The following is a 19,210-nucleotide window of genomic DNA, read 5'->3' as shown; positions in this document are numbered from 1 at the left end:
CCGTGTTTTTAAAACACCTGCTTGTGTTCCGCTCCCGTTTTTAGGCGGCACTTGACACAGAAAGACTCCATCATGAAACCAACCATCGCGCTTGTCGGCCGCCCCAATGTCGGCAAATCTACTTTATTCAACCGTTTGACGCGCACCAAAGACGCGCTCGTGCATGACTTGCCCGGCCTGACGCGTGACCGACATTACGGTCATGGCAAAGTCGGCAGCAAACCTTATTTGGTCATCGATACCGGCGGTTTTGAGCCAGTTGTGGACAGCGGCATTTTGCACGAAATGGCAAAACAAACCTTGCAGGCTGTCGATGAAGCCGATGCAGTGGTGTTTTTGGTGGACGGCCGCACCGGTTTGACGCCGCAAGACAAAATCATTGCCGACCGTTTGCGCCAAAGTCCGCGTCCCGTTTATTTGGCCGTGAATAAAGGCGAAGGCGGCAATAGGGCCGTACTTGCCGCCGAGTTCTACGAACTTGCTTTGGGCGACCCTTATGTTATTTCAGGTGCGCACGGCGATGGCGTGTATTATCTGATTGAAGATATTTTGGAAACCTTCCCTGAGCCTGAAAAGGAAGAGGAAGAAGCGAAACATCCTGTTTTTGCTGTAATCGGCCGTCCAAATGTCGGTAAATCGACCTTGGTAAACGCCATCCTCGGCGAAGAACGCGTGATTGCTTTCGATATGGCAGGCACGACGCGCGACAGTATCCATATCGATTTTGAACGTGAAGGCAAGCCGTTTACCATCATTGATACCGCAGGTGTGCGCCGTCGCGGCAAAGTGGATGAAGCGGTGGAAAAGTTCTCCGTTATCAAAGCCATGCAGGCGGTTGAGGCGGCAAACGTTGCAGTTTTGGTATTGGATGCGCAACAAGATATCGCTGACCAAGATGCGACGATTGCAGGTTTTGCTTTGGAAGCAGGCCGTGCCTTGGTGGTGGCGGTCAATAAGTGGGACGGCATCAGCGAAGAGCGTCGCGAGCAAGTGAAACGCGATATCAACCGCAAACTGTATTTCCTTGATTTTGCTAAGTTCCACTTTATTTCTGCGTTGAAAGAACGCGGTATAGACGGTTTGTTTGAAAGCATTCAGGCTGCCTACAACGCGGCGATGATTAAGATGCCGACGCCGAAAATCACGCGCGTATTGCAAAGCGCGATCGAGCGTCAACAGCCTCCGCGTGCTGGCTTGGTGCGTCCGAAAATGCGTTATGCCCACCAGGGTGGCATGAATCCGCCGGTGATTGTAGTACACGGCAATTCGTTGCACGCCATTTCTGACAGCTACACACGCTATCTGACACAAACGTTCCGCAAAGCCTTTAATCTTCAAGGTACACCGCTCAGAATTCAATACAATGTTTCGGAAAACCCGTATGAAAATGCGGAAGACAAACCGAAGAAAAAACCGCTGCGCCGTGTCAGCCTGAGCAACCGTATTGAGAAACGCGAAGGCCGCAAGGAAGAGAAAAACCGCTTCAAGAAGAAAACCAAAGTCAGCGTGAAAAAACAATTCAGCAAATAAGCACAAAGGCCGTCTGAACAATTTTAGACGGCCTTTTTATAATAAAAAACAGCTCATTAGAGCTTCATGGCATATTTTCGATAGGGTTTGCCGAATTTAAAAAACATCAAATTTGAATTTGGAATTGTTGTGAATATGAAAATGAAACAGTCGGTTTGATGGGAGGTTCCCTTATTGCTGGATTCCTAAACGGTGTGATAGAAAAAAATAGTTGGTAATTTATCCTATTCGGGGCTACAATCCCATCAAACGCCGATTTTGGCGTCTTTACAATCATAATAATGGAGCTCAAGAATATGACAGCTAAAGGACAAATGTTACAAGATCCTTTTTTGAATGCGTTGCGTAAAGAGCACGTTCCGGTTTCAATCTACTTGGTAAACGGCATCAAGCTGCAAGGTCAAGTGGAATCATTCGACCAGTACGTTGTTCTGCTGCGTAATACTTCCGTCACTCAAATGGTTTACAAACACGCTATCTCAACAATCGTTCCTGCACGCGCAGTCAGCCTGCAACACGAAAACAAGCAACCTCAAGCCGCTGCTGCAGCTGCTCCGGTTCAAGTTGAGACTGTGCAACAACCTGCCGAATAAATGATGTAACGCATTCCTGTTTTTCAATACCTTACCGCTTTTGCGGTAGGGTATTTTTATTTTCAGACGACCTTTATCATGCTGCTTGAAAACATTCTTCCTTTTGCACATTCCCTGTTACGACAAGCCTTAAAATCAGGCGGCCGCGCTTTGGATGCGACGGCCGGAAACGGGCATGATACTTTGCTGTTGGCGCAGTCGGTTGGCGAGACGGGTAGGGTGTGGGCGTTTGATGTGCAATCCAAAGCATTAATGCAGACTCAAGGCCGTCTGAAAGAAAACGGCGTAGATGGCCGGGTAGCCCTGATACATGACGGCCATGAAAACCTTTTGTCTTATATTGACGAGCCTTTAGATGCCGCAGTATTTAATTTTGGTTGGCTGCCGGGAGGCGATAAAAGCTGCACGACTGAAGCGGTAAGCAGTATCCGTGCGCTGACGGATACTTTAGGTTTGCTGAAAGAGGACGGGCTTGCCGTGGCGGTATTGTATCCGGGGCATGAAGCCGGCCGAATAGAGGCTGAAGCGATTGTGCAATGGGCGGAAACTTTGCCGCAGGAAGCCTTTGCCGTGTTACGCTATGGCTTTGTCAACCGCCGCAATGCGCCTCCCTATCTGCTGGCGATTGAAAAGTTGCGTCAGAAATAGATGTTTGCGGTAAAATAGCTGCTTTGTTTTTCAACCCTTAACATAAGAAACTGCCATGCAATATCTGTTTGTAAAATACAGCCATCAGATTTTCGTTGCCATTACCATCCTGTTGTTCAACATACGTTTTTTCCTGCTCTGGCGTCATCCTGAGAAGCCATTGGCTGGCATTTGGAAAGCCATGCCGCATTTGAACGACACCATGTTGCTGTTTACCGGCTTGTGGCTGATGAAGATTACCCATTTTTCGCCGTTCAATGCGCCGTGGCTCGGCATGAAAATCCTGCTGTTGCTGGTTTATATTGTGTTGGGCATGATTATGATGCGTTCGCATCCGCGTTCGCCGAAATTCTATATCGTCTATGTTTTGGCCATGTCGTGTGTTGCCACGATTGTTTTCCTTGCCAAAACCAAAACGCTGCCGTTTTAAAAGAGGCCGTCTGAAATGTATCCTCATTTTGCCGTTATCGCTTTGGGCAGCAATCTCGCTAATCCTGCCGAACAGGTTCGCGCTGCTTTGGCCGAATTGGCCGCGCATCCGCATATCCGGCTTGAAAAGACTTCTTCCTTATATCTGACTGCGCCGGTCGGCTATGACGATCAGCCTGATTTTGTGAACGCCGTTTGTGCGGTGAAAACTTCATTGGACGGCGTGGCGCTGTTGGCAGAGTTAAATCGCATCGAGGCCGAATTTGGGCGCGAACGTACCTTCCGTAATGCGCCGCGCACTTTGGACTTGGATATCATCGATTTTGACGGTATCCGCAGCGATGACCCGCATCTGACCTTGCCGCATCCGCGCGCGCATGAACGCAGTTTCGTCATGTTGCCGTTGGCCGAAATCCTTCCGGATTTCGAGTTGGGCAAGCATGGCCGTGCGGCTGAGTTGGCTCAGGCTTTGGGAGGGCAGGGTATTCGCCTGTTGAAAGAATAAAGGCCGTCTGAAAAACGGACGAAAACAAGAAAGGGCGTGTTGGACACGCCTTTTTTGCTATAAAATATTGTTGGGAAACACATTACAAAGAGTTACTATGAATCCTCGTTATATTGTTGTCGAAGGCGCCATCGGTAGCGGCAAGACCGCTTTGAGCCGCCGCTTGGCAGAGCATTTCAGCGCGTTGCTGTTGTCGGAGAATCCGGATCACAATCCGTTTCTCATGAAGTTTTACAGCAATGTTTCCAATAATGGATTGGCTGCCGAACTTTTCTTCCTGACGCGCCGCGCTGAAAGCGTGAATATTATTGAAGACCAATGCGCGCAAGGTGGAATGGTGGTGACTGATTTTCTGCCGGAAAAAGACCGTATTTTTACGCCTATCGTTTTGAATGATGACGAGCAGCAGCTTTTTGCCGATATGAAGCAACGCATTCTGCCGCAATACGCGGAGCCCGATGTGGTGATTTATCTGCAAACCGCTGTCGAAAACAACCGCAAACGTCTGCAAAAACGTCACGAAGGCATCATCAGCTTGTTCCCCGAAGGCTATTTGGGACGGGTGCATGACGAATACAGCCATTTCTTCCATTTGTATCAAAGCGCGCCTTTGCTGACCGTCAATGCCGATGAGTTGGATCTGGCCGGCAATGACGACCACTTCCAGCTTTTGTTGCGCGCACTGGAAGATTTTCAAGGTACGCGCAGTTATTTGAATTTAAGCGAAAAATAAACGCAGGCTAGGTTTAGGCCGTCTGAAAGGAATAATATGTCAAAATATCAATTCACACTCCCATCTTCTTCCGGCAGCGATTTTAACTCCGCCGAACATTTGCCGTTGGTTGTCTATTTTTATCCTAAAGACAGCACGCCCGGCTGTACCACCGAAGGTTTGGATTTCAATGCCCGATTGGAGCAATTCAAAGCATTGGGCTATACCGTTGTCGGTATTTCGCGTGACGGCGTTAAATCGCATCAGAATTTCTGCGCCAAACAAGGCTTCCAGTTTGAATTATTGAGTGACAAAGAAGAAACTGTTTGCAAACTGTTTGACGTGATCAAGCTGAAAAAGCTTTACGGCAAAGAATCCCTCGGCATTGAGCGCAGCACGTTTGTGTTGGACGAAAACGGCGAAATCGCCCATGAATGGCGCAAAGTCAAAGTGGCCGGACACGCGCAGGAAGTTTTGGATACAATTTCTCAAGCCTCTTAAATAGGGCTTTGAAAACATAAGGCCGTCTGAATGGATGTAAAGTCATGCCGTTCAGACGGCCTTTCAATACAGTTTGATGAGTATGGACGATTTAATAGACAAGCTGCTTGAATCCCTTTGGCTGCAAGACAGGCTCAGCCACAATACGCTGCAAAGTTACCGCCGTGATTTGGTCAAAGTCGCCGTGCGGTTGGCTAAGGGCGGGCAGGATTGGTTGAGTGCCGATGAGTTTGCCCTGTCTGATGCCGTGTATGCGGAAGGGGAAAAAAACACGTCCCAAGCGCGGGCATTGTCGGCTTGCAAGCGCATGTACGGCTGGTTAGAAGAAACAGGGCAGAGAGCAGACAATCCCACCCGTTTTCTCAAGGCGCCGAAATCGGAACGCAAACTGCCCACGCTGATTACCGAAGCCCAAATCGACGTGCTGCTGGCTGCGCCGGATGTGGAAAAGCCGCACGGGCTGCGCGACAAAGCCTTGCTTGAAGTCATGTATGCAACAGGTTTGCGCGTGACCGAAGCCGTCAAATTGACGCTCAGCGATATCGATTTACATCGCGGCAGTATCCGTACCATAGGCAAGGGCGACAAATTGCGTCTGGTTCCGCTGGGGCAGGAAGCGGCGTATTGGGTGGAACGCTATTGCAACGAATCGCGCCCGTTGTTGCTGAAAAACAAAATCTGCGACGAAGTGTTTGTCAGCCAGAAACGCAGCGGCATCAGCCGTCAGCTTGCGTGGATGATAGTCAAAGAATATGCCGAAGCGGCCGGTATTGCTTCGCTCAGTCCGCACGGTTTGCGCCATGCTTTTGCCACGCATTTGGTCAATCACGGCGTCGATTTGCGCTCAGTCCAGATGATGTTGGGACATTCCGATATCAATACTACGCAGATTTATACCCATGTTGCCAATATTCGTTTGAAAAACATGGTCGATGAACACCATTCCCGTTCATAAATAAAGGCGGCATCTCGAAGATGCCGCTTTTTGTTATTGAGGCCGTCTGAACGGTTATAAAGTTTATTATTTATAAAATAACAATCAAAATGCAAATTTAAATAGAAAAATTTCAAAACAAAAGGACAGTGCCAATATTGCAATGCAAACCGTTTTTATTTATATTTACGTTCAAGAATAAATCCTACTCTCAATTACAGAGGGTAACAAAATTATTGGAGCACATCATGTTTGTCTGCATCTGCAACGCCATTACTGACCACGATATCAAAGAGACCATCGCCGCCGGTGCAACCACCATGAGCGATTTGCAGGCTCAATTAGGTGTGGCGACTTGTTGCGGTTGCTGCGGCGAATTGGCAGCGTCATTTTTGACAGCAAGCAGTGCCCAAAATACCGTGACTGCCGGTATTAACGTTCAGTCTTAATTTTAGAATATACACAAAGGCCGTCTGAAGGCGTCGTCTTGCGCCTGTTCAGACGGCCTTTGTCATGCCTGTATGGTTTGGAGGCATTTTGCTATACAATGGCCGCTTTTGTCCCTCCGAGAGTAACCGTCATGAAACTGACCTTGATGTTTCGGGAATATTGCAGCCTGTGCCACAAAATGCGCGAACAATTAAAGCCTTATCAGGAGCAGTTTGGATTTGAGCTGGATATTGTCGATGTTGATGAAGATCCGGTTTTAGAAGAAAAATACAATGAGTTAGTGCCTGTTTTGTTGGATGGCGATACCGAAATCTGCCATTGGTTTTTGGACGAAGAAAAACTGAAAGCGCATTTGAGCGCGTAACAAACCGTTGACCATATTATCTTTCAGACGGCCTTCGGCTGTTTATGCCGTCTGAACATTGATTTTATTATGACTGAAAAACTTTCTCCCGATGCGCTGATTGAAGCGGCGCTGTTGACGCAAGTCGAACCCTTAAACGAAAAAGCCATGCGCGAATTGTGCGTGCCGCCGTTGTCGCAAGACAAGCTGATTGATGTGTTGGCGCAACTGAAGGCCCGCTGGCAGGGCAGGGCTTTGCAACTGGTGCATACCCATGAGGGCTGGCGTTTCCAAATCGCCCAAGCCGCATTTGAACGACTGGGCAGCCTGCAAGAGCAGCGCGCGCCGCGTTATTCCCGCGCCGTGATGGAGACGCTGGCGATTATTGCCTATCAGCAACCGGTAACGCGTGGCGATATCGAAGGCATACGCGGCGTGGCGGTGTCGCAAAATGTCATGCAAACCTTGCAAGATCGGGGCTGGATTGAAGTCATCGGCCACCGTGATTCTGTCGGCCGTCCGGCTTTGTGGGCAACAACGGCAACATTCTTAAGCGATTTGCGTTTGGAAAGTTTGGAAGAATTGCCGCCGCTGACTGAATTGGGCGAGCTGGTGTTGCCTGATTTGATGGAAACGCCGCCGACAGGCGATGAAGAAGCCGAAGAAGCAGTAGAATCAGGAAGCAGACTGATTAACTGATTTGAATGTAAAGGCCGTCTGAAACAATCGTGTTTCAGACGGCTTTTATTGTTGTGTAACATTATGATTTTAAATAAAATTTTCGTTTAGTTTTGTAACTTATTGATTTTGTGATATAATTTAAAAATTATTAGAATAAATATCTCTCATTCTGTAATAGTTTGAGAAGGCATACGGAAACGTTTCCCTCTTTATCAATCGGCAGCCCGTTTGTTCTTCAAATATGCGCTGTATCAACTACGGAACCGATATGAAATTCAAACAATTCATTCAAAACAAATCTTCTTTCAACCCAAGCGTGGTCGGTATTACGCTTTTCTTCGTCCTTTTGCTTTTGTCAGCTGCTTTGGTTTGGCCTCAAAATACTGAGGCTTTGTTAAATGCCATGAAGCAGTTTATTTTTCAAAATGTCAGTTGGTTTTACATTCTGACTTTCTCTGTATTCCTTATTTTCTTATTGGCGCTTCCCATCAGCAGCTTCGGCAGTATCAGGTTGGGTACAAACGAGGATGAACCTGAGTTTTCGTTTTTATCATGGCTGGCCATGCTGTTTGCAGCCGGCATGGGCGTGGGCTTGATGTTTTTCGGTGTGGCCGAACCTTTATCGCATTTCTCTTCCCCGATTGCCAAAGGCAATGCGCAAGAGGCGATTCTGCATACGGTGTTCCACTGGGGGATTCATGCCTGGGCAATCTACGGAATCATTGCACTTGCCTTGGCGTATTTCGGTTTCCGCTATAAATTGCCGCTGGCGTTGCGCTCCTGCTTTTATCCGATTTTAAAAGACAAAATCAACGGCAAAATGGGCGATGCCATCGATGTGATGGCTTTGATTGCGACTTTGTTCGGTATTATCACAACCTTGGGATTTGGCGCGGCACAAATGGGTTCCGGTTTGCTGAAGATGGGCTGGGTGCAGGACAACAGCTATGTCTTGCAGGTCGGCATTATCGTTGTTGTGATGGCGATTGCCATATTTTCCGCAACTTCGGGCGTGGGCAAAGGCGTCAAAATTTTGAGTGAAACCAACTTGGTATTGGCACTGTCATTGCTGTTGTTTGTCTTGTTGAGTATGCCAACGACGTATTTGATTTTCGCATTCAGCGACAATTTGGGCACTTATTTGAGTAACTTCGTTTCGTTCAGCTTTAAGTCATATACCTACGAGCCTGAGCATACAAAATGGTTTACCGGCTGGACGGTGTTGTATTGGGCTTGGTGGTGTTCGTGGTCGCCTTTTGTCGGTTTGTTCATTGCCCGAATTTCGCGAGGCAGAACCATCCGCGAATTTATTTTTGGTGTATTGGCAGTGCCTAGCCTGATGAGTATTTTGTGGTTTACCGTATTTGGCAATTCAGCCTTGTGGCTGGACACGCATGTGGCAAACGGCGCCTTGTCTGCCTTGACCAACGAGCCTGAAAAATTGTTGTTTGCCTTTTTGAATTATTTGCCGTGGCCGGTTGTCAGCAGCTTGGTAGCATTGCTGGTGATTTCGCTGTTTTTTATCACTTCTGCCGACTCGGGCATTTATGTGCTGAACAATATTGCTTCGCGCGATAAAGGGCTGGCTTCGCCCAAGTGGCAATCGGTTATGTGGGGCGTGTTGATTTCGGCTGTGGCTATTGTGTTGCTGGGCGCCGGCGGTTTGCCTATCTTGCAAACCATGACCCTGATTGCGTCTCTGCCGTTTGCGGTGCTGATGATTTTTATGATGGTTTCTTTGTGGAAAGCCCTGAACAACGATGCCAACTATTTTGCAACCGCCGTCAATCCGAGCAGTATTTTCTGGTCGGGCGATCATTGGAGGGAACGCCTTGGCCAAATGATGAATCAGACGCAGGAAGTCGATATCATCAAATTTATGAAAAATACGGCGCTTCCGGCAATGCAGGAATTGAAAAACGAATTGACCGAAAAATACAATATGGACGTAGAAATCCGTTGCCTGTTGCAACAGGATGAGCCGTCGGTGGAGCTGGTGGTGCATAAAGGGACGGTAAGGGATTTTGTCTATGGGATTAAATCCGTAAAGCGGGAAATTACCGACCAGTTGATTCGTGAAGACAGCCTGCCTCATTTCAAATATGCAGCAACGTTCATACCGTTGACGTATTTTTCGGATGGGCGCGATGGATACGATGTGCAATATATGACGCAAAAAGAATTGATTGCCGATATGCTCAAGCAGTATGAGCGTTATCTGAACCTGCTTGCCGGAGTGGGGCAGGAATTGATGGGGCATGAACAAGTAGAGCTGGCAGAGTAAAGCAAATTTAGGCCGTCTGAAAATGTAGCAATATTCAGACGGCCTTTTTATTGCCTGCTTAAAAAATAATTTGTTTAAAATAAATATCTTAGATAAATCATAAGAAAAATCTGATTTAAACTATAAAAAATCTTAGTTATAATCAGCTTATCTAAAGCTATTCCGCATAGGTGCGGGTAATTTACTAAGGAATACTGCAATGCTGTTGGCACTTTCTTTACGTGATTTTGTCATTGTTGAAAACCTGAATCTTGATTTTCAAAACGGCTTTACCGTATTGACGGGCGAGACCGGCGCAGGCAAATCGATTACTCTGGATGCGATTGGCCTGTTGTTGGGCGATAAAGCCGATTACAGCCAAGTGCGCAGCGGCGCCAAAGAAGCGCAGTTGTCGGCTTTGTTCGACATCAGCGGTTTGCCTGAGCTGAAAGCGCAGCTGCAGGAACAAGGTCTTTTGGAAGAAGATGCCGAAGAGCTCAGCATCCGCCGTATTATCGATGCCAAGGGCAAAAGCCGTAGTTATATCAATAATCAGGCAGCAACATTGGCGCAGCTGAAAGCCATCGGCGAGCAGTTAATCGATATTCACGGCCAAAATGCCCATCATTCGCTGAATCAAGAGTCTGCGCAACGCGAGTTGTTGGATGCGTTTGCTGGCAGCAAAGAGCAGGCAGAAACAGTCAAGCAGCTTTATCAAAATTGGGTCAATGCAAAAAAGGCACTGCAAGAAGCGCAAGAGCAGGCAGAAACCATGGCCATCGAGCGCGAGCGTTTGGAATGGCAGTTTAATGAATTGAACCAATTGGAGCTCAAACCCAACGAATGGGAAACCTTAAGCCAAAGTCACGACAGCCTGGCGCATTCGGCCGAGTTGCTGCAAACCGCTGAGCAGGTGGGTGAAAGCATAGACGGCGACAACGGCATCCAACGTCAAATCTACCAATGCCAAAAACTGCTGGGCAATCTGCAAAACATTGAACCGCGCTTTGCCGAGAGCCTGAATATGTTGGCAAGTATTGAAGCCGAGTTGGGGGAAATCAGTGCCAATATGCGTGATGTGGCCGGTCGCAGCGACATCGATCCTAATGAATTGGCCGCACAAGAAAGCCGTATGGGCGAATTGATGAGCATAGCGCGCAAATACCGCATTGAGCCGGAAGAGTTGCCGCAAAAGCTGGCGGAAATTGATGAGCGCCTGCAAAACCTGCAAGCGGCCGCTGATTTGGAAACCTTGGAAAATACGGTTGCGCGCAATCTTGCCGAATACCACGAAGCCGCCCACGTTCTCTCCGCCATGCGCCATCAGGCGGCTGGCCGTTTGGGCGAAGAGACCACCGAGCATATGCAGCATTTGGCCATGAAGGGCGCACGTTTTGACATCGTCTTGTTGCCGTCTTCGCCGACCGCGCATGGTCTGGAGCAGGTGCAATTCCAAGTAGCAGCGAATAAAGGCAATCCGTCCCGTCCGTTGAACAAAGTGGCTTCCGGCGGCGAATTGGCGCGTATCAGCTTGGCTTTGCAAGTGGTTGCCAGCCAATACACGCAAGTGCCGACATTGATTTTTGACGAAGTGGATACCGGTATTGGTGGCGGTGTTGCTGAAATGGTCGGTAAAGCTTTGCGTGCCTTAGGTAAAAAACATCAAGTCTTGGCGGTAACCCATCTTCCTCAAGTCGCCTCTTGCGGTGAAAACCATTGGCAGGTCCGCAAGCATAGCGAAGGGGAGCAAACCGTCAGCGAAATCAGCGTCTTGAACCATCATCAGCGCATTGAGGAAATCGCGCGTATGCTGGGTGGCGAAATCATTACCGATACCACACGCAGCCATGCCGCCGAACTCTTGCATTTGGCAGCCGCCTAAAAGCTTCAAGGCCGTCTGAAAATAGGATTCAGACGGCCTTTTCTATATTTTGCCACCTTTTCAGGCAGGCAGAATACAAGGTATGATTATATCGTCTGTTTACAAGGAAATTTTGATGAAAGTCCTGTTTATCGCCGATCCAATGGCAAGTTTTAAAACCTATAAAGACACTACTTACGCCATGATGCGTGAAATGGCAAAGCGCGGTTGGCAGCTTTTTCATACCTTGAGCGGAGAATTGTCCGTCCGTGAAGGTTTGGTAGTGGCTCAGGCGGCGGCATTTGAGTTTGTCGGCGCGAAGAATGATGACGATCACGAATGGTTTAAAGCAGAGACAAAAGTTCAGACGGCCTTGAAAGATTTCGATGCGGTCATTATGCGCACTGATCCGCCGTTTGATATGCAATATCTGTACGCGACCCAGTTTTTGACGTTGGCAGAGCAGCAGGGCGCAAAAGTATTTAACAGCGGGCAGGCAATGCGCGATTTCAATGAGAAATTGGCGATTTTGAACTTCAGCCAGTTTACCGCGCCGACTTTGGTTACCACACGTTCCTCCGATGTCCGTGCCTTTTTGAAAGAATACGGCGACATCATCATCAAACCGTTGGACGGCATGGGCGGTATGGGCATTTTCCGCCTGACCGAATCCGACCCCAATATCGGCAGTATTTTGGAAACCCTGATGCAGCTTGATTCACGCACCATCATGGCGCAACGTTATATTCCTGAAATAGTACATGGCGACAAGCGCATTCTGATTATCGGCGGGGAAGTTGTTCCGTATGCTTTGGCGCGTATTCCGCAAAACGGCGAAACGCGCGGCAACTTGGCTGCCGGCGGCCGCGGCGTGGCGCAGGAGTTGAGCGAACGCGACCGTGAAATTGCAGAAACCCTTGCACCTGAATTGAAGCGCCGCGGCATCTTGCTTGCCGGTTTGGATGTCATCGGCAGCAACCTGACCGAAGTCAATGTAACCAGCCCGACCGGCTTCCAAGAAATCATGAAGCAAAAAGATTTCGACGTTGCCGCCATGTTTGCAGATGCCGTGGCATCTTGGGCAAAACAATAAACCCAAAGGCCGTCTGAAAATTGACCCGACCGTTTCTTTTCAGACGGCATTCTAATGTTGAGCATATGATGAAACCATCTTCCTACGCTTCCGAGAAAAAAGGCAAAAACGGCATCAAGCGCATCATTAATGCGTTTGGTTATTCCAAAGACGGACTGGCTGCCGCGTATCGTTATGAAAGCGCATTTCGCCAAGTTTTTTGGTTGAACCTGATTTTAATTTTTTTGGCTTTGTTCCTTGATTTCGGCCCGGTCACCAAAATGGTGCTTGTTGTCGCATCGTTTATTTCACTGATTACCGAATTGTTTAATACCGCCGTCGAGGCAGCCGTTGACCATACCTCTACTGAAAAACACGAGCTGGCCAAGCGTGCCAAAGATGCCGGTTCGGCCGCGCAATTGATGGCTTTGTTCATGTTATTTATTGTTTGGATTATTGCATTAACTGCTTAAAAATGTGGTAATATGGTAATTCGTTAGGATTAGATAGTATTAATTAATCTATATCAAAGTTTTCAGACGGCCTTTGGTTGTAAGATGAAGGCTGTATATCCCAGCCATTTGGCAAACACAAGGAGCAAAACATGAAAAAATTAATGGCAACCCTGATTCTGGCAGGCTTGGCAACTTCCGTATCTGCAGCCGGTATCCATATTGAAGATGGTTGGGCACGTGCCACTGTCGAAGGTATGAAAATGGGTGGCGCATTCATGAAAATCCAAAACGATGAAGCCAAACAAGACTTCTTGGTAGGCGGCAGCAGCCCTGTTGCAGAACGCGTTGAAGTACACACCCATATTAACGACAACGGCGTTATGCGTATGCGCGAAGTTAAAGGCGGCGTGCCTTTGGCGGCAAAAGGCGTAACCGAGCTGAAACCGGGCAGCTACCACGTTATGTTCATGGGTCTGAAAAAACAATTGAAAGAAGGCGAAAAAGTGCCTGTAACCCTGAAATTCAAAAACGCGAAACCTCAAACTGTCGAGCTGGAAGTAAAAACCGCACCACAATCCGGTATGGATCACGGTCACGACCACGGTGCTCACGGTGGCGCGCATCAGCACTAATTGATTGAATTTGCATATAAAGGCCGTCTGAAAGTCATTGGGCTTACAGACGGCCTTTTCTGTCGTCAAATCAAAATGTGCTAAAATCACGCTTTAAAAAATGTATTTGAAACCCACATTCCGCTCATGAATACTCACAACACACCAGCAAACATCATCGTCGGCCTTTCCGGCGGCGTCGATTCATCCGTTACCGCGGCCCTGCTCAAACAGCAAGGCCATCAAATCAGCGGCGTGTTCATGCAGAACTGGGAAGATGACGACAACGACGAATATTGCAGCATCAAACAAGATTCCTTTGATGCCATTGCCGTTGCCGACATCATCGGCATCGACATCGACATCGTCAATTTTGCCGCGCAATATAAAGACAACGTATTTGCTTATTTCCTCAAAGAATACAGCGCGGGCCGCACGCCGAATCCGGATGTCTTGTGCAATGCCGAAATCAAATTCAAATGCTTTTTGGACTATGCCATAGAGCAGGGTGCCAATACCATTGCCACCGGACACTATGCTCGCAAAGAAGTTCGCAACGGCGTGCATTACCTGCTAAAAGGTTTGGATCAAAACAAAGACCAAAGCTATTTCCTATACCGCCTCAAGCCTTTCCAACTCGAGCGCGCGATTTTCCCATTGGGCGAGTTGGAAAAGCCTGAAGTCCGCCGTCTTGCCGAAGAATTCAAATTACCAACTGCAACCAAAAAAGACAGTACCGGCATCTGCTTTATCGGCGAACGCCCGTTTCGCGAATTTCTGCAAAAATACCTGCCGACCAATAATGGCAAAATGGTTACCCCTGAAGGCAAAGTAGTCGGCGAACACGTCGGCTTGATGTTTTACACGCTGGGCCAACGCAAAGGATTGGGTATCGGCGGCGCAGGCGAACCATGGTTTGTCGCGGCCAAGGATTTGACCAAAAACGAACTGATTGTCGTCCAAGGCCATGACCATTCTTTGCTTTATACACAAAGCCTGATTATGAACGATTTGAGTTTCACATTGCCCGAACGTCCGAAAGAAGGCCGCTATACCTGCAAAACGCGCTACCGCATGGCTGATGCACCTTGTACGTTGCGTTACTTGGATGATGAAACCATCGAGCTTGTTTTTGACGAGCCGCAATGGGCGGTAACCCCAGGCCAATCTGCGGTACTGTACGACGGAGACGTATGCTTGGGCGGCGGTATCATCATGTCCACCGACAAGCCTGTCATTATTACAGCTTAATAAAAGGGCCGTCTGAAAACGAAGCGGTAGATTGAATAAAGCCTTTCAGACGGCCTCGATTTCAAAAAACGACTAAATAAAAGACTGATCAATATGGAAAAACTCTGGCTCAAAAGCTACGAACAAGGCGTAAACCCTGAAATCGATATTTCTCAATACAGCTCCATCAGCGACGTATTCCGTCAAAGTGTTGAGAAATTCTCGGATAAACCTGCTTTTCAAAACATGGGCAAAACGCTGACTTATGCCGAAGTGGGCAAGTTGGCGACCGATTTTGCGTCTTACCTGCAAAACGTATTGAAACTGCCGCGCGGTGAGCGTGTGGCGATTATGATGCCGAACGTTTTGCAATATCCGATTGCGCTTTTCGGTATTTTGCAGGCAGGTTTGGTGGCAGTGAATACGAATCCGCTTTATACGCCGCGCGAGTTGGAGCATCAGTTGAAAGACAGCGGCGCGACAACGATTGTCGTGTTGGAGAACTTTGCCAATACGTTGGAGTTGGTGTTGCCGCGTACGCAAATCAAACATGTGATTGTCGCGTCGGTCGGCGAGATGTTCGGCATGATTAAGGGCGCGTTGATGAACTTCGTCATCCGCAAAGTGAAAAAAATGGTGCCGGAATACCGCATTCCCAATACCGTGACTTTTCAGACGGCCTTGAAGCAAGGTGCAGCAAATACGTTCAAACCAGTCGAGTTGACACGCGACGATACTGCCTTGTTGCAATATACAGGCGGCACGACCGGTTTAGCAAAAGGCGCCGTCCTCAGTCACGGCAATATCTGCGCCAATATGTTGCAGGCAAAAGAATGGATTAAAAACAGCCTGCACGAAGGCAAAGAAACGGTTATTGCCGCGTTGCCGCTTTATCATATCTTTGCCTTGACGGTAAACCTGATGATTTTCGCCAATACCGGTTCTAAAATCATCCTGATTACCAACCCTCGCGATATGAAAGGATTTATCGGTGAATTGAAAAAAGAGCCGATTAGCGTGTTCATCGGTGTGAATACCTTGTTTAATGCGATGGTCAACCGTCCGGATTTCGCCGAAGTCGATTTTTCCCGTTTGAAGCTGACTTTGGGCGGCGGTATGGCAACGCAAAAAGCCGTGGCGGAAAAATGGAAAAAAATCACCGGTACGCCGATTGTGGAAGCTTACGGCTTGACCGAAGCCAGCCCGGGCGTATGTTGCAATCCTTTGAATATCGAGGCTTACAGCGGCGGTATCGGTTTGCCGGTTCCTTCGACCGAAGTCGAATTGCGCGATGCGGACGGCAAAGAAGTGCCTATCGGACAGCCGGGCGAATTGTGGGTACGCGGTCCGCAAGTGATGAAAGGCTATTGGAACCGTCCTGAAGAAACCGCCAAAGCAATCGATGCACGCGGCTTTTTAGAGACCGGCGACATTGCCGTGATGGATGAAAAAGGCTGGCTGAAGTTGGTGGACCGCAAAAAAGATTTGATTGTGGTATCCGGTTTCAATGTATATCCGAACGAAATCGAAGAAGTGGTGGCCAGCAACGACAAAGTCTTGGAAGTCGCCTGTATTGGCGTGGCAAGCGAGAAAACCGGTGAAGCGATTAAGGTCTTCGTCGTACGCAAAGACCCGTCTTTGACCAAGGAAGAGCTAATCGATTTCTGCCGCAAAGAACTGACTGCTTATAAAGTGCCGAAAGACATCGAATTCCGCGACGAGTTGCCAAAATCCAACGTTGGCAAAATCCTGCGCCGCGAGCTGCGCTGATACATAAAATCAGTATGATAAGGCCGTCTGAAAACGCTATTTTCAGACGGCCTGAAGCTTTTGCCGTTTGCCAGAATATGCTGCTTCAAGTTAAAATCACACATTCCAACATGGGTATCACATCATGACTAAATTTATTTTCGTAACCGGCGGCGTTGTATCTTCTTTGGGTAAAGGTATCGCCGCCGCTTCTATTGCTACTATTCTCGAGTCGCGTGGCTTGAACGTGACCATGCTTAAGCTCGACCCGTATATCAACGTTGACCCGGGTACCATGAGCCCGTTTCAACACGGTGAAGTATTCGTGACCGATGACGGCGCGGAAACCGACCTCGACCTCGGTCACTACGAGCGTTTCATTAACGCCACCATGACCCGCCGCAACAGCTTCAGTACCGGCCAAGTCTATGAAAACGTGATTGCTAAAGAGCGTCGCGGCGACTATTTGGGCGGTACTGTACAAGTGATTCCGCACATTACCGATGAAATCAAACGCCGTATCCATGAAGGCGCGGCCGGTTATGATGTGGCGATTGTCGAAATCGGCGGTACAGTCGGCGATATCGAATCGTTGCCTTTCTTGGAAGCCATCCGTCAAATGCGCAGCCAGCTCGGCCGCAACAATACATTGTTTGCCCACCTGAGCTATGTTCCTTACATTGCCGCTGCCGGCGAAATCAAAACCAAACCGACCCAGCATACCGTTAAAGAAATGTTGAGCATTGGTTTGCAACCGGACATCCTAATCTGCCGTATGGACAGAGAAATGCCTGCGGACGAGCGCCGTAAGATTGCTTTGTTCTGTAACGTTGAAGAACGTGCCATCGTGGGCAGCTACGATGTGGACAGCATTTACGAATGCCCTGAAATGCTGCACAACCAAGGTATCGACAGCATTATTACCGAGCAGCTTCAACTGAATGTCAAACAAGCCGATTTGACCGAATGGAAGAAAATCGTTCACGCGATTCAAAATCCGAAACACACCGTCAAAATCGCAATGGTCGGCAAATACGTTGATTTGACCGAGTCCTACAAATCGCTGATCGAAGCCCTGAAACACGCCGGTATTCATACTGAAACCGACGTACAAATTACCTTTGTCGACAGTGAAAGCATCGAGAAGGGCAATGGCGACGTTTCCATGCTCAAAGACATGGATGCGATTTTGGTGCCGGGCGGCTTCGGTTCACGCGGCGTAGAAGGCAAAATTGCCGCCGTACGTTATGCACGTGAAAACAACGTACCATACTTGGGCATCTGCTTGGGCATGCAAATTGCCCTGATCGAATACGCCCGCGATGTTGCAGGCTTGAAAGGTGCGAACTCTACCGAGTTTGACTTGAAATGCGCCGCGCCTGTCGTTGCCCTGATTGACGAATGGCAAACTGCCGACGGCAGCGTAGAAACCCGTGACGAATCTGCCGATTTGGGCGGTACCATGCGTTTGGGTGCGCAAGAAGTTGACCTCAAACCGGGCAGCCTTGCCGCAAAAATCTACGGCAGCGAACATATCCGCGAACGTCATCGCCACCGCTACGAAGTCAACAACAACTATGTGCCTCAGTTGGAAAAAGCCGGTTTGGTCATTGGCGGCGTATCCGCAGGCCGCGAGCGTTTGGTTGAAACCATCGAATTGCCAAATCATCCTTGGTTCTTCGCGTGTCAGTTCCATCCGGAATTTACTTCCAATCCGCGCAAAGGCCATCCTTTGTTTAGCGCGTTTGTGAAAGCCGCGTTGGGTAACAAAAAAGCCTGATTGATGTGATTGAAAAAGCACCCGTTATCCGGGTGCTTTTTTGTTTTCAGACGGCCTTAGAAGTTATTTGTCTTCATTGACTTCGCGGTCGTTCAAAGGTTGTACGGGACGGTTGTTTTCGCCGCCGATAATGTCGCGCATGGCTTTAAACTGCGCCGCATCTGCTTGAACCGGAGTTTTTAAGACAACCCAAGTCACGTTTTCGCTGCAAGGCGGCGTTGTCAGCGATCCTTTCAGTTGGAAGGACTTGCTATCTTTAGGCAGCAGGGCTTGGATGTTCAAGTTTTTCAACGTTACGGATTCGCCCACTTTCAGTTTTTTTGCAGTGAGTGCAGACAAGGCAGGGTTGTTTTTGCCCGGTTTAAATACAGAGCCGATGACCGCCAAAGTGCCGTCTTCGGATTGATGGACAAAATGCGCTTCCATCGGGAAATGTTTGCCTTTGAAAGTATGTTCGCTCGGCGTATGGAAGTGGAATTGTTTGAAGGTATAGGTTTTACCGTTGATCACGATGGTTTGGGCCTTGCCTTGCGGCGTGGCTTGAAGGGTATGGCCGTTATTTTCTACTTTGTAGTCGGCGACGTTGTAACGGTATGCCAGTTGTTTGCCTTTTACTGCTTTTGTTGTGGAGAAGTCCACTGGAGATTGCTGTTTGCCTGTTTTGCAGACGGCAAAGTCTTCACTCAAATCGCCCCAGTGTGCAGCATCGTTTTCACCTGTGTAAGACCAATGTGCATGATGGGTTTCGGCGGATACCGTTGCAGTAGAGACAGCCATTAGCAAAGATAAAAAGAGATGTTTGTTCGACATAAGGACTCCTATTTATTTATATTAGGTAAAAGGAAAATTTATACCAAATAAAT

Annotated in this window: 20 protein-coding genes; 19 read left to right on the top strand and 1 reads right to left on the bottom strand. The window is 48.3% G+C overall.

Features of this window, described 5'->3' with window-relative positions; genetic code table 11:
- Positions 1-72 precede the first annotated feature (72 nt).
- The 19 genes from der (at position 73) to ACTHTS_RS02065 (ending at position 18,347) form a co-directional block, all read left to right on the top strand.
- On the top strand, positions 73-1,530 hold the full coding sequence (der, locus tag ACTHTS_RS02155; protein WP_049331367.1) for a ribosome biogenesis GTPase Der: 1,458 nt from the start codon (positions 73-75) through the stop codon (positions 1,528-1,530).
- A gap of 296 nt (positions 1,531-1,826) precedes the next feature.
- Positions 1,827-2,123 carry an RNA chaperone Hfq gene (gene hfq / locus ACTHTS_RS02150; RefSeq protein WP_036493792.1) on the top strand — a complete coding sequence of 99 codons (297 nt, stop codon included), beginning with the start codon at positions 1,827-1,829 and terminating at the stop codon, positions 2,121-2,123.
- A 78-nt stretch (positions 2,124-2,201) separates the two neighbouring features.
- Positions 2,202-2,771 carry a tRNA (mnm(5)s(2)U34)-methyltransferase gene (locus tag ACTHTS_RS02145; protein ID WP_440369077.1) on the top strand — a complete coding sequence of 190 codons (570 nt, stop codon included), beginning with the start codon at positions 2,202-2,204 and terminating at the stop codon, positions 2,769-2,771.
- A 55-nt stretch (positions 2,772-2,826) separates the two neighbouring features.
- The gene (locus ACTHTS_RS02140; RefSeq protein WP_313971638.1) at positions 2,827-3,201 is read left to right on the top strand and encodes a SirB2 family protein; all 375 of its coding nucleotides are present in this window, start codon (positions 2,827-2,829) and stop codon (positions 3,199-3,201) included.
- 15 nt (positions 3,202-3,216) lie between these two features.
- Entirely contained in the window at positions 3,217-3,705 is a 489-nt protein-coding gene (folK, locus tag ACTHTS_RS02135) for a 2-amino-4-hydroxy-6-hydroxymethyldihydropteridine diphosphokinase (RefSeq protein ID WP_440369076.1), read from the top strand.
- 97 nt (positions 3,706-3,802) lie between these two features.
- On the top strand, positions 3,803-4,438 hold the full coding sequence (locus tag ACTHTS_RS02130) for a deoxynucleoside kinase (protein ID WP_440369075.1): 636 nt from the start codon (positions 3,803-3,805) through the stop codon (positions 4,436-4,438).
- 36 nt (positions 4,439-4,474) lie between these two features.
- Complete coding sequence (locus ACTHTS_RS02125) at positions 4,475-4,918, top strand: peroxiredoxin (RefSeq protein WP_003683206.1); 444 nt, start codon at positions 4,475-4,477, stop codon at positions 4,916-4,918.
- Between the two features lie 76 nt (positions 4,919-4,994).
- On the top strand, positions 4,995-5,873 hold the full coding sequence (gene xerD / locus ACTHTS_RS02120) for a site-specific tyrosine recombinase XerD (RefSeq protein WP_440369074.1): 879 nt from the start codon (positions 4,995-4,997) through the stop codon (positions 5,871-5,873).
- A 227-nt stretch (positions 5,874-6,100) separates the two neighbouring features.
- The gene (locus ACTHTS_RS02115; RefSeq protein WP_003681978.1) at positions 6,101-6,301 is read left to right on the top strand and encodes a (2Fe-2S)-binding protein; all 201 of its coding nucleotides are present in this window, start codon (positions 6,101-6,103) and stop codon (positions 6,299-6,301) included.
- Positions 6,302-6,432: 131 nt separating this feature from the next.
- The gene (locus tag ACTHTS_RS02110; protein ID WP_036472354.1) at positions 6,433-6,666 is read left to right on the top strand and encodes a glutaredoxin family protein; all 234 of its coding nucleotides are present in this window, start codon (positions 6,433-6,435) and stop codon (positions 6,664-6,666) included.
- A gap of 69 nt (positions 6,667-6,735) precedes the next feature.
- On the top strand, positions 6,736-7,344 hold the full coding sequence (gene scpB, locus ACTHTS_RS02105) for an SMC-Scp complex subunit ScpB (RefSeq protein WP_004519443.1): 609 nt from the start codon (positions 6,736-6,738) through the stop codon (positions 7,342-7,344).
- A 250-nt stretch (positions 7,345-7,594) separates the two neighbouring features.
- Positions 7,595-9,610 carry a BCCT family transporter gene (locus ACTHTS_RS02100; protein ID WP_039861995.1) on the top strand — a complete coding sequence of 672 codons (2,016 nt, stop codon included), beginning with the start codon at positions 7,595-7,597 and terminating at the stop codon, positions 9,608-9,610.
- Positions 9,611-9,809: 199 nt separating this feature from the next.
- Positions 9,810-11,471 (top strand): DNA repair protein RecN, encoded by a 1,662-nt coding sequence (gene recN, locus ACTHTS_RS02095; protein ID WP_440369073.1) that lies wholly within the window; start codon positions 9,810-9,812, stop codon positions 11,469-11,471.
- 115 nt (positions 11,472-11,586) lie between these two features.
- Complete coding sequence (gene gshB / locus ACTHTS_RS02090) at positions 11,587-12,543, top strand: glutathione synthase (RefSeq protein ID WP_440369072.1); 957 nt, start codon at positions 11,587-11,589, stop codon at positions 12,541-12,543.
- A gap of 68 nt (positions 12,544-12,611) precedes the next feature.
- The gene (locus ACTHTS_RS02085) at positions 12,612-12,995 is read left to right on the top strand and encodes a diacylglycerol kinase (protein WP_440369183.1); all 384 of its coding nucleotides are present in this window, start codon (positions 12,612-12,614) and stop codon (positions 12,993-12,995) included.
- Between the two features lie 131 nt (positions 12,996-13,126).
- Entirely contained in the window at positions 13,127-13,609 is a 483-nt protein-coding gene (locus tag ACTHTS_RS02080; RefSeq protein WP_049348010.1) for a copper chaperone PCu(A)C, read from the top strand.
- Positions 13,610-13,735: 126 nt separating this feature from the next.
- Entirely contained in the window at positions 13,736-14,839 is a 1,104-nt protein-coding gene (gene mnmA, locus ACTHTS_RS02075) for a tRNA 2-thiouridine(34) synthase MnmA (protein ID WP_440369071.1), read from the top strand.
- A 93-nt stretch (positions 14,840-14,932) separates the two neighbouring features.
- A complete protein-coding gene (locus ACTHTS_RS02070) occupies positions 14,933-16,588 on the top strand; it encodes an AMP-binding protein (RefSeq protein ID WP_049331343.1) in 1,656 nt (551 codons plus the stop codon).
- A gap of 124 nt (positions 16,589-16,712) precedes the next feature.
- Entirely contained in the window at positions 16,713-18,347 is a 1,635-nt protein-coding gene (locus ACTHTS_RS02065; protein ID WP_004519451.1) for a CTP synthase, read from the top strand.
- Positions 18,348-18,410: 63 nt separating this feature from the next.
- On the opposite strand, the gene ACTHTS_RS02060 is transcribed toward ACTHTS_RS02065, so the two are convergent.
- The gene (locus tag ACTHTS_RS02060) at positions 18,411-19,157 is read right to left on the bottom strand and encodes a carbonic anhydrase (RefSeq protein WP_440369070.1); all 747 of its coding nucleotides are present in this window, start codon (positions 19,155-19,157) and stop codon (positions 18,411-18,413) included.
- Between the last annotated feature and the right edge of the window lie 53 nt (positions 19,158-19,210).

This window comes from Neisseria sp. P0019.S003 (assembly GCF_051957115.1).
GTDB lineage: Bacteria > Pseudomonadota > Gammaproteobacteria > Burkholderiales > Neisseriaceae > Neisseria > Neisseria flavescens_D.
The sequence above is the reverse complement of the archived record's forward strand: the minus strand, read 5'-3'. Positions and strand labels throughout refer to the sequence as shown.

Bases quoted from the DNA above. Each gene is read 5' to 3' on its own strand.
- der (WP_049331367.1), top strand. From the start codon at position 73: ATGAAACCAACCATCGCGCTTGTCGGCCGCCCCAATGTCGGCAAATCT.
- hfq (WP_036493792.1), top strand. From the start codon at position 1,827: ATGACAGCTAAAGGACAAATGTTACAAGATCCTTTTTTGAATGCGTTG.
- ACTHTS_RS02145 (WP_440369077.1), top strand. From the start codon at position 2,202: ATGCTGCTTGAAAACATTCTTCCTTTTGCACATTCCCTGTTACGACAA.
- ACTHTS_RS02140 (WP_313971638.1), top strand. From the start codon at position 2,827: ATGCAATATCTGTTTGTAAAATACAGCCATCAGATTTTCGTTGCCATT.
- folK (WP_440369076.1), top strand. From the start codon at position 3,217: ATGTATCCTCATTTTGCCGTTATCGCTTTGGGCAGCAATCTCGCTAAT.
- ACTHTS_RS02130 (WP_440369075.1), top strand. From the start codon at position 3,803: ATGAATCCTCGTTATATTGTTGTCGAAGGCGCCATCGGTAGCGGCAAG.
- ACTHTS_RS02125 (WP_003683206.1), top strand. From the start codon at position 4,475: ATGTCAAAATATCAATTCACACTCCCATCTTCTTCCGGCAGCGATTTT.
- xerD (WP_440369074.1), top strand. From the start codon at position 4,995: ATGAGTATGGACGATTTAATAGACAAGCTGCTTGAATCCCTTTGGCTG.
- ACTHTS_RS02115 (WP_003681978.1), top strand. From the start codon at position 6,101: ATGTTTGTCTGCATCTGCAACGCCATTACTGACCACGATATCAAAGAG.
- ACTHTS_RS02110 (WP_036472354.1), top strand. From the start codon at position 6,433: ATGAAACTGACCTTGATGTTTCGGGAATATTGCAGCCTGTGCCACAAA.
- scpB (WP_004519443.1), top strand. From the start codon at position 6,736: ATGACTGAAAAACTTTCTCCCGATGCGCTGATTGAAGCGGCGCTGTTG.
- ACTHTS_RS02100 (WP_039861995.1), top strand. From the start codon at position 7,595: ATGAAATTCAAACAATTCATTCAAAACAAATCTTCTTTCAACCCAAGC.
- recN (WP_440369073.1), top strand. From the start codon at position 9,810: ATGCTGTTGGCACTTTCTTTACGTGATTTTGTCATTGTTGAAAACCTG.
- gshB (WP_440369072.1), top strand. From the start codon at position 11,587: ATGAAAGTCCTGTTTATCGCCGATCCAATGGCAAGTTTTAAAACCTAT.
- ACTHTS_RS02085 (WP_440369183.1), top strand. From the start codon at position 12,612: ATGAAACCATCTTCCTACGCTTCCGAGAAAAAAGGCAAAAACGGCATC.
- ACTHTS_RS02080 (WP_049348010.1), top strand. From the start codon at position 13,127: ATGAAAAAATTAATGGCAACCCTGATTCTGGCAGGCTTGGCAACTTCC.
- mnmA (WP_440369071.1), top strand. From the start codon at position 13,736: ATGAATACTCACAACACACCAGCAAACATCATCGTCGGCCTTTCCGGC.
- ACTHTS_RS02070 (WP_049331343.1), top strand. From the start codon at position 14,933: ATGGAAAAACTCTGGCTCAAAAGCTACGAACAAGGCGTAAACCCTGAA.
- ACTHTS_RS02065 (WP_004519451.1), top strand. From the start codon at position 16,713: ATGACTAAATTTATTTTCGTAACCGGCGGCGTTGTATCTTCTTTGGGT.
- ACTHTS_RS02060 (WP_440369070.1), bottom strand. From the start codon at position 19,157: ATGTCGAACAAACATCTCTTTTTATCTTTGCTAATGGCTGTCTCTACT.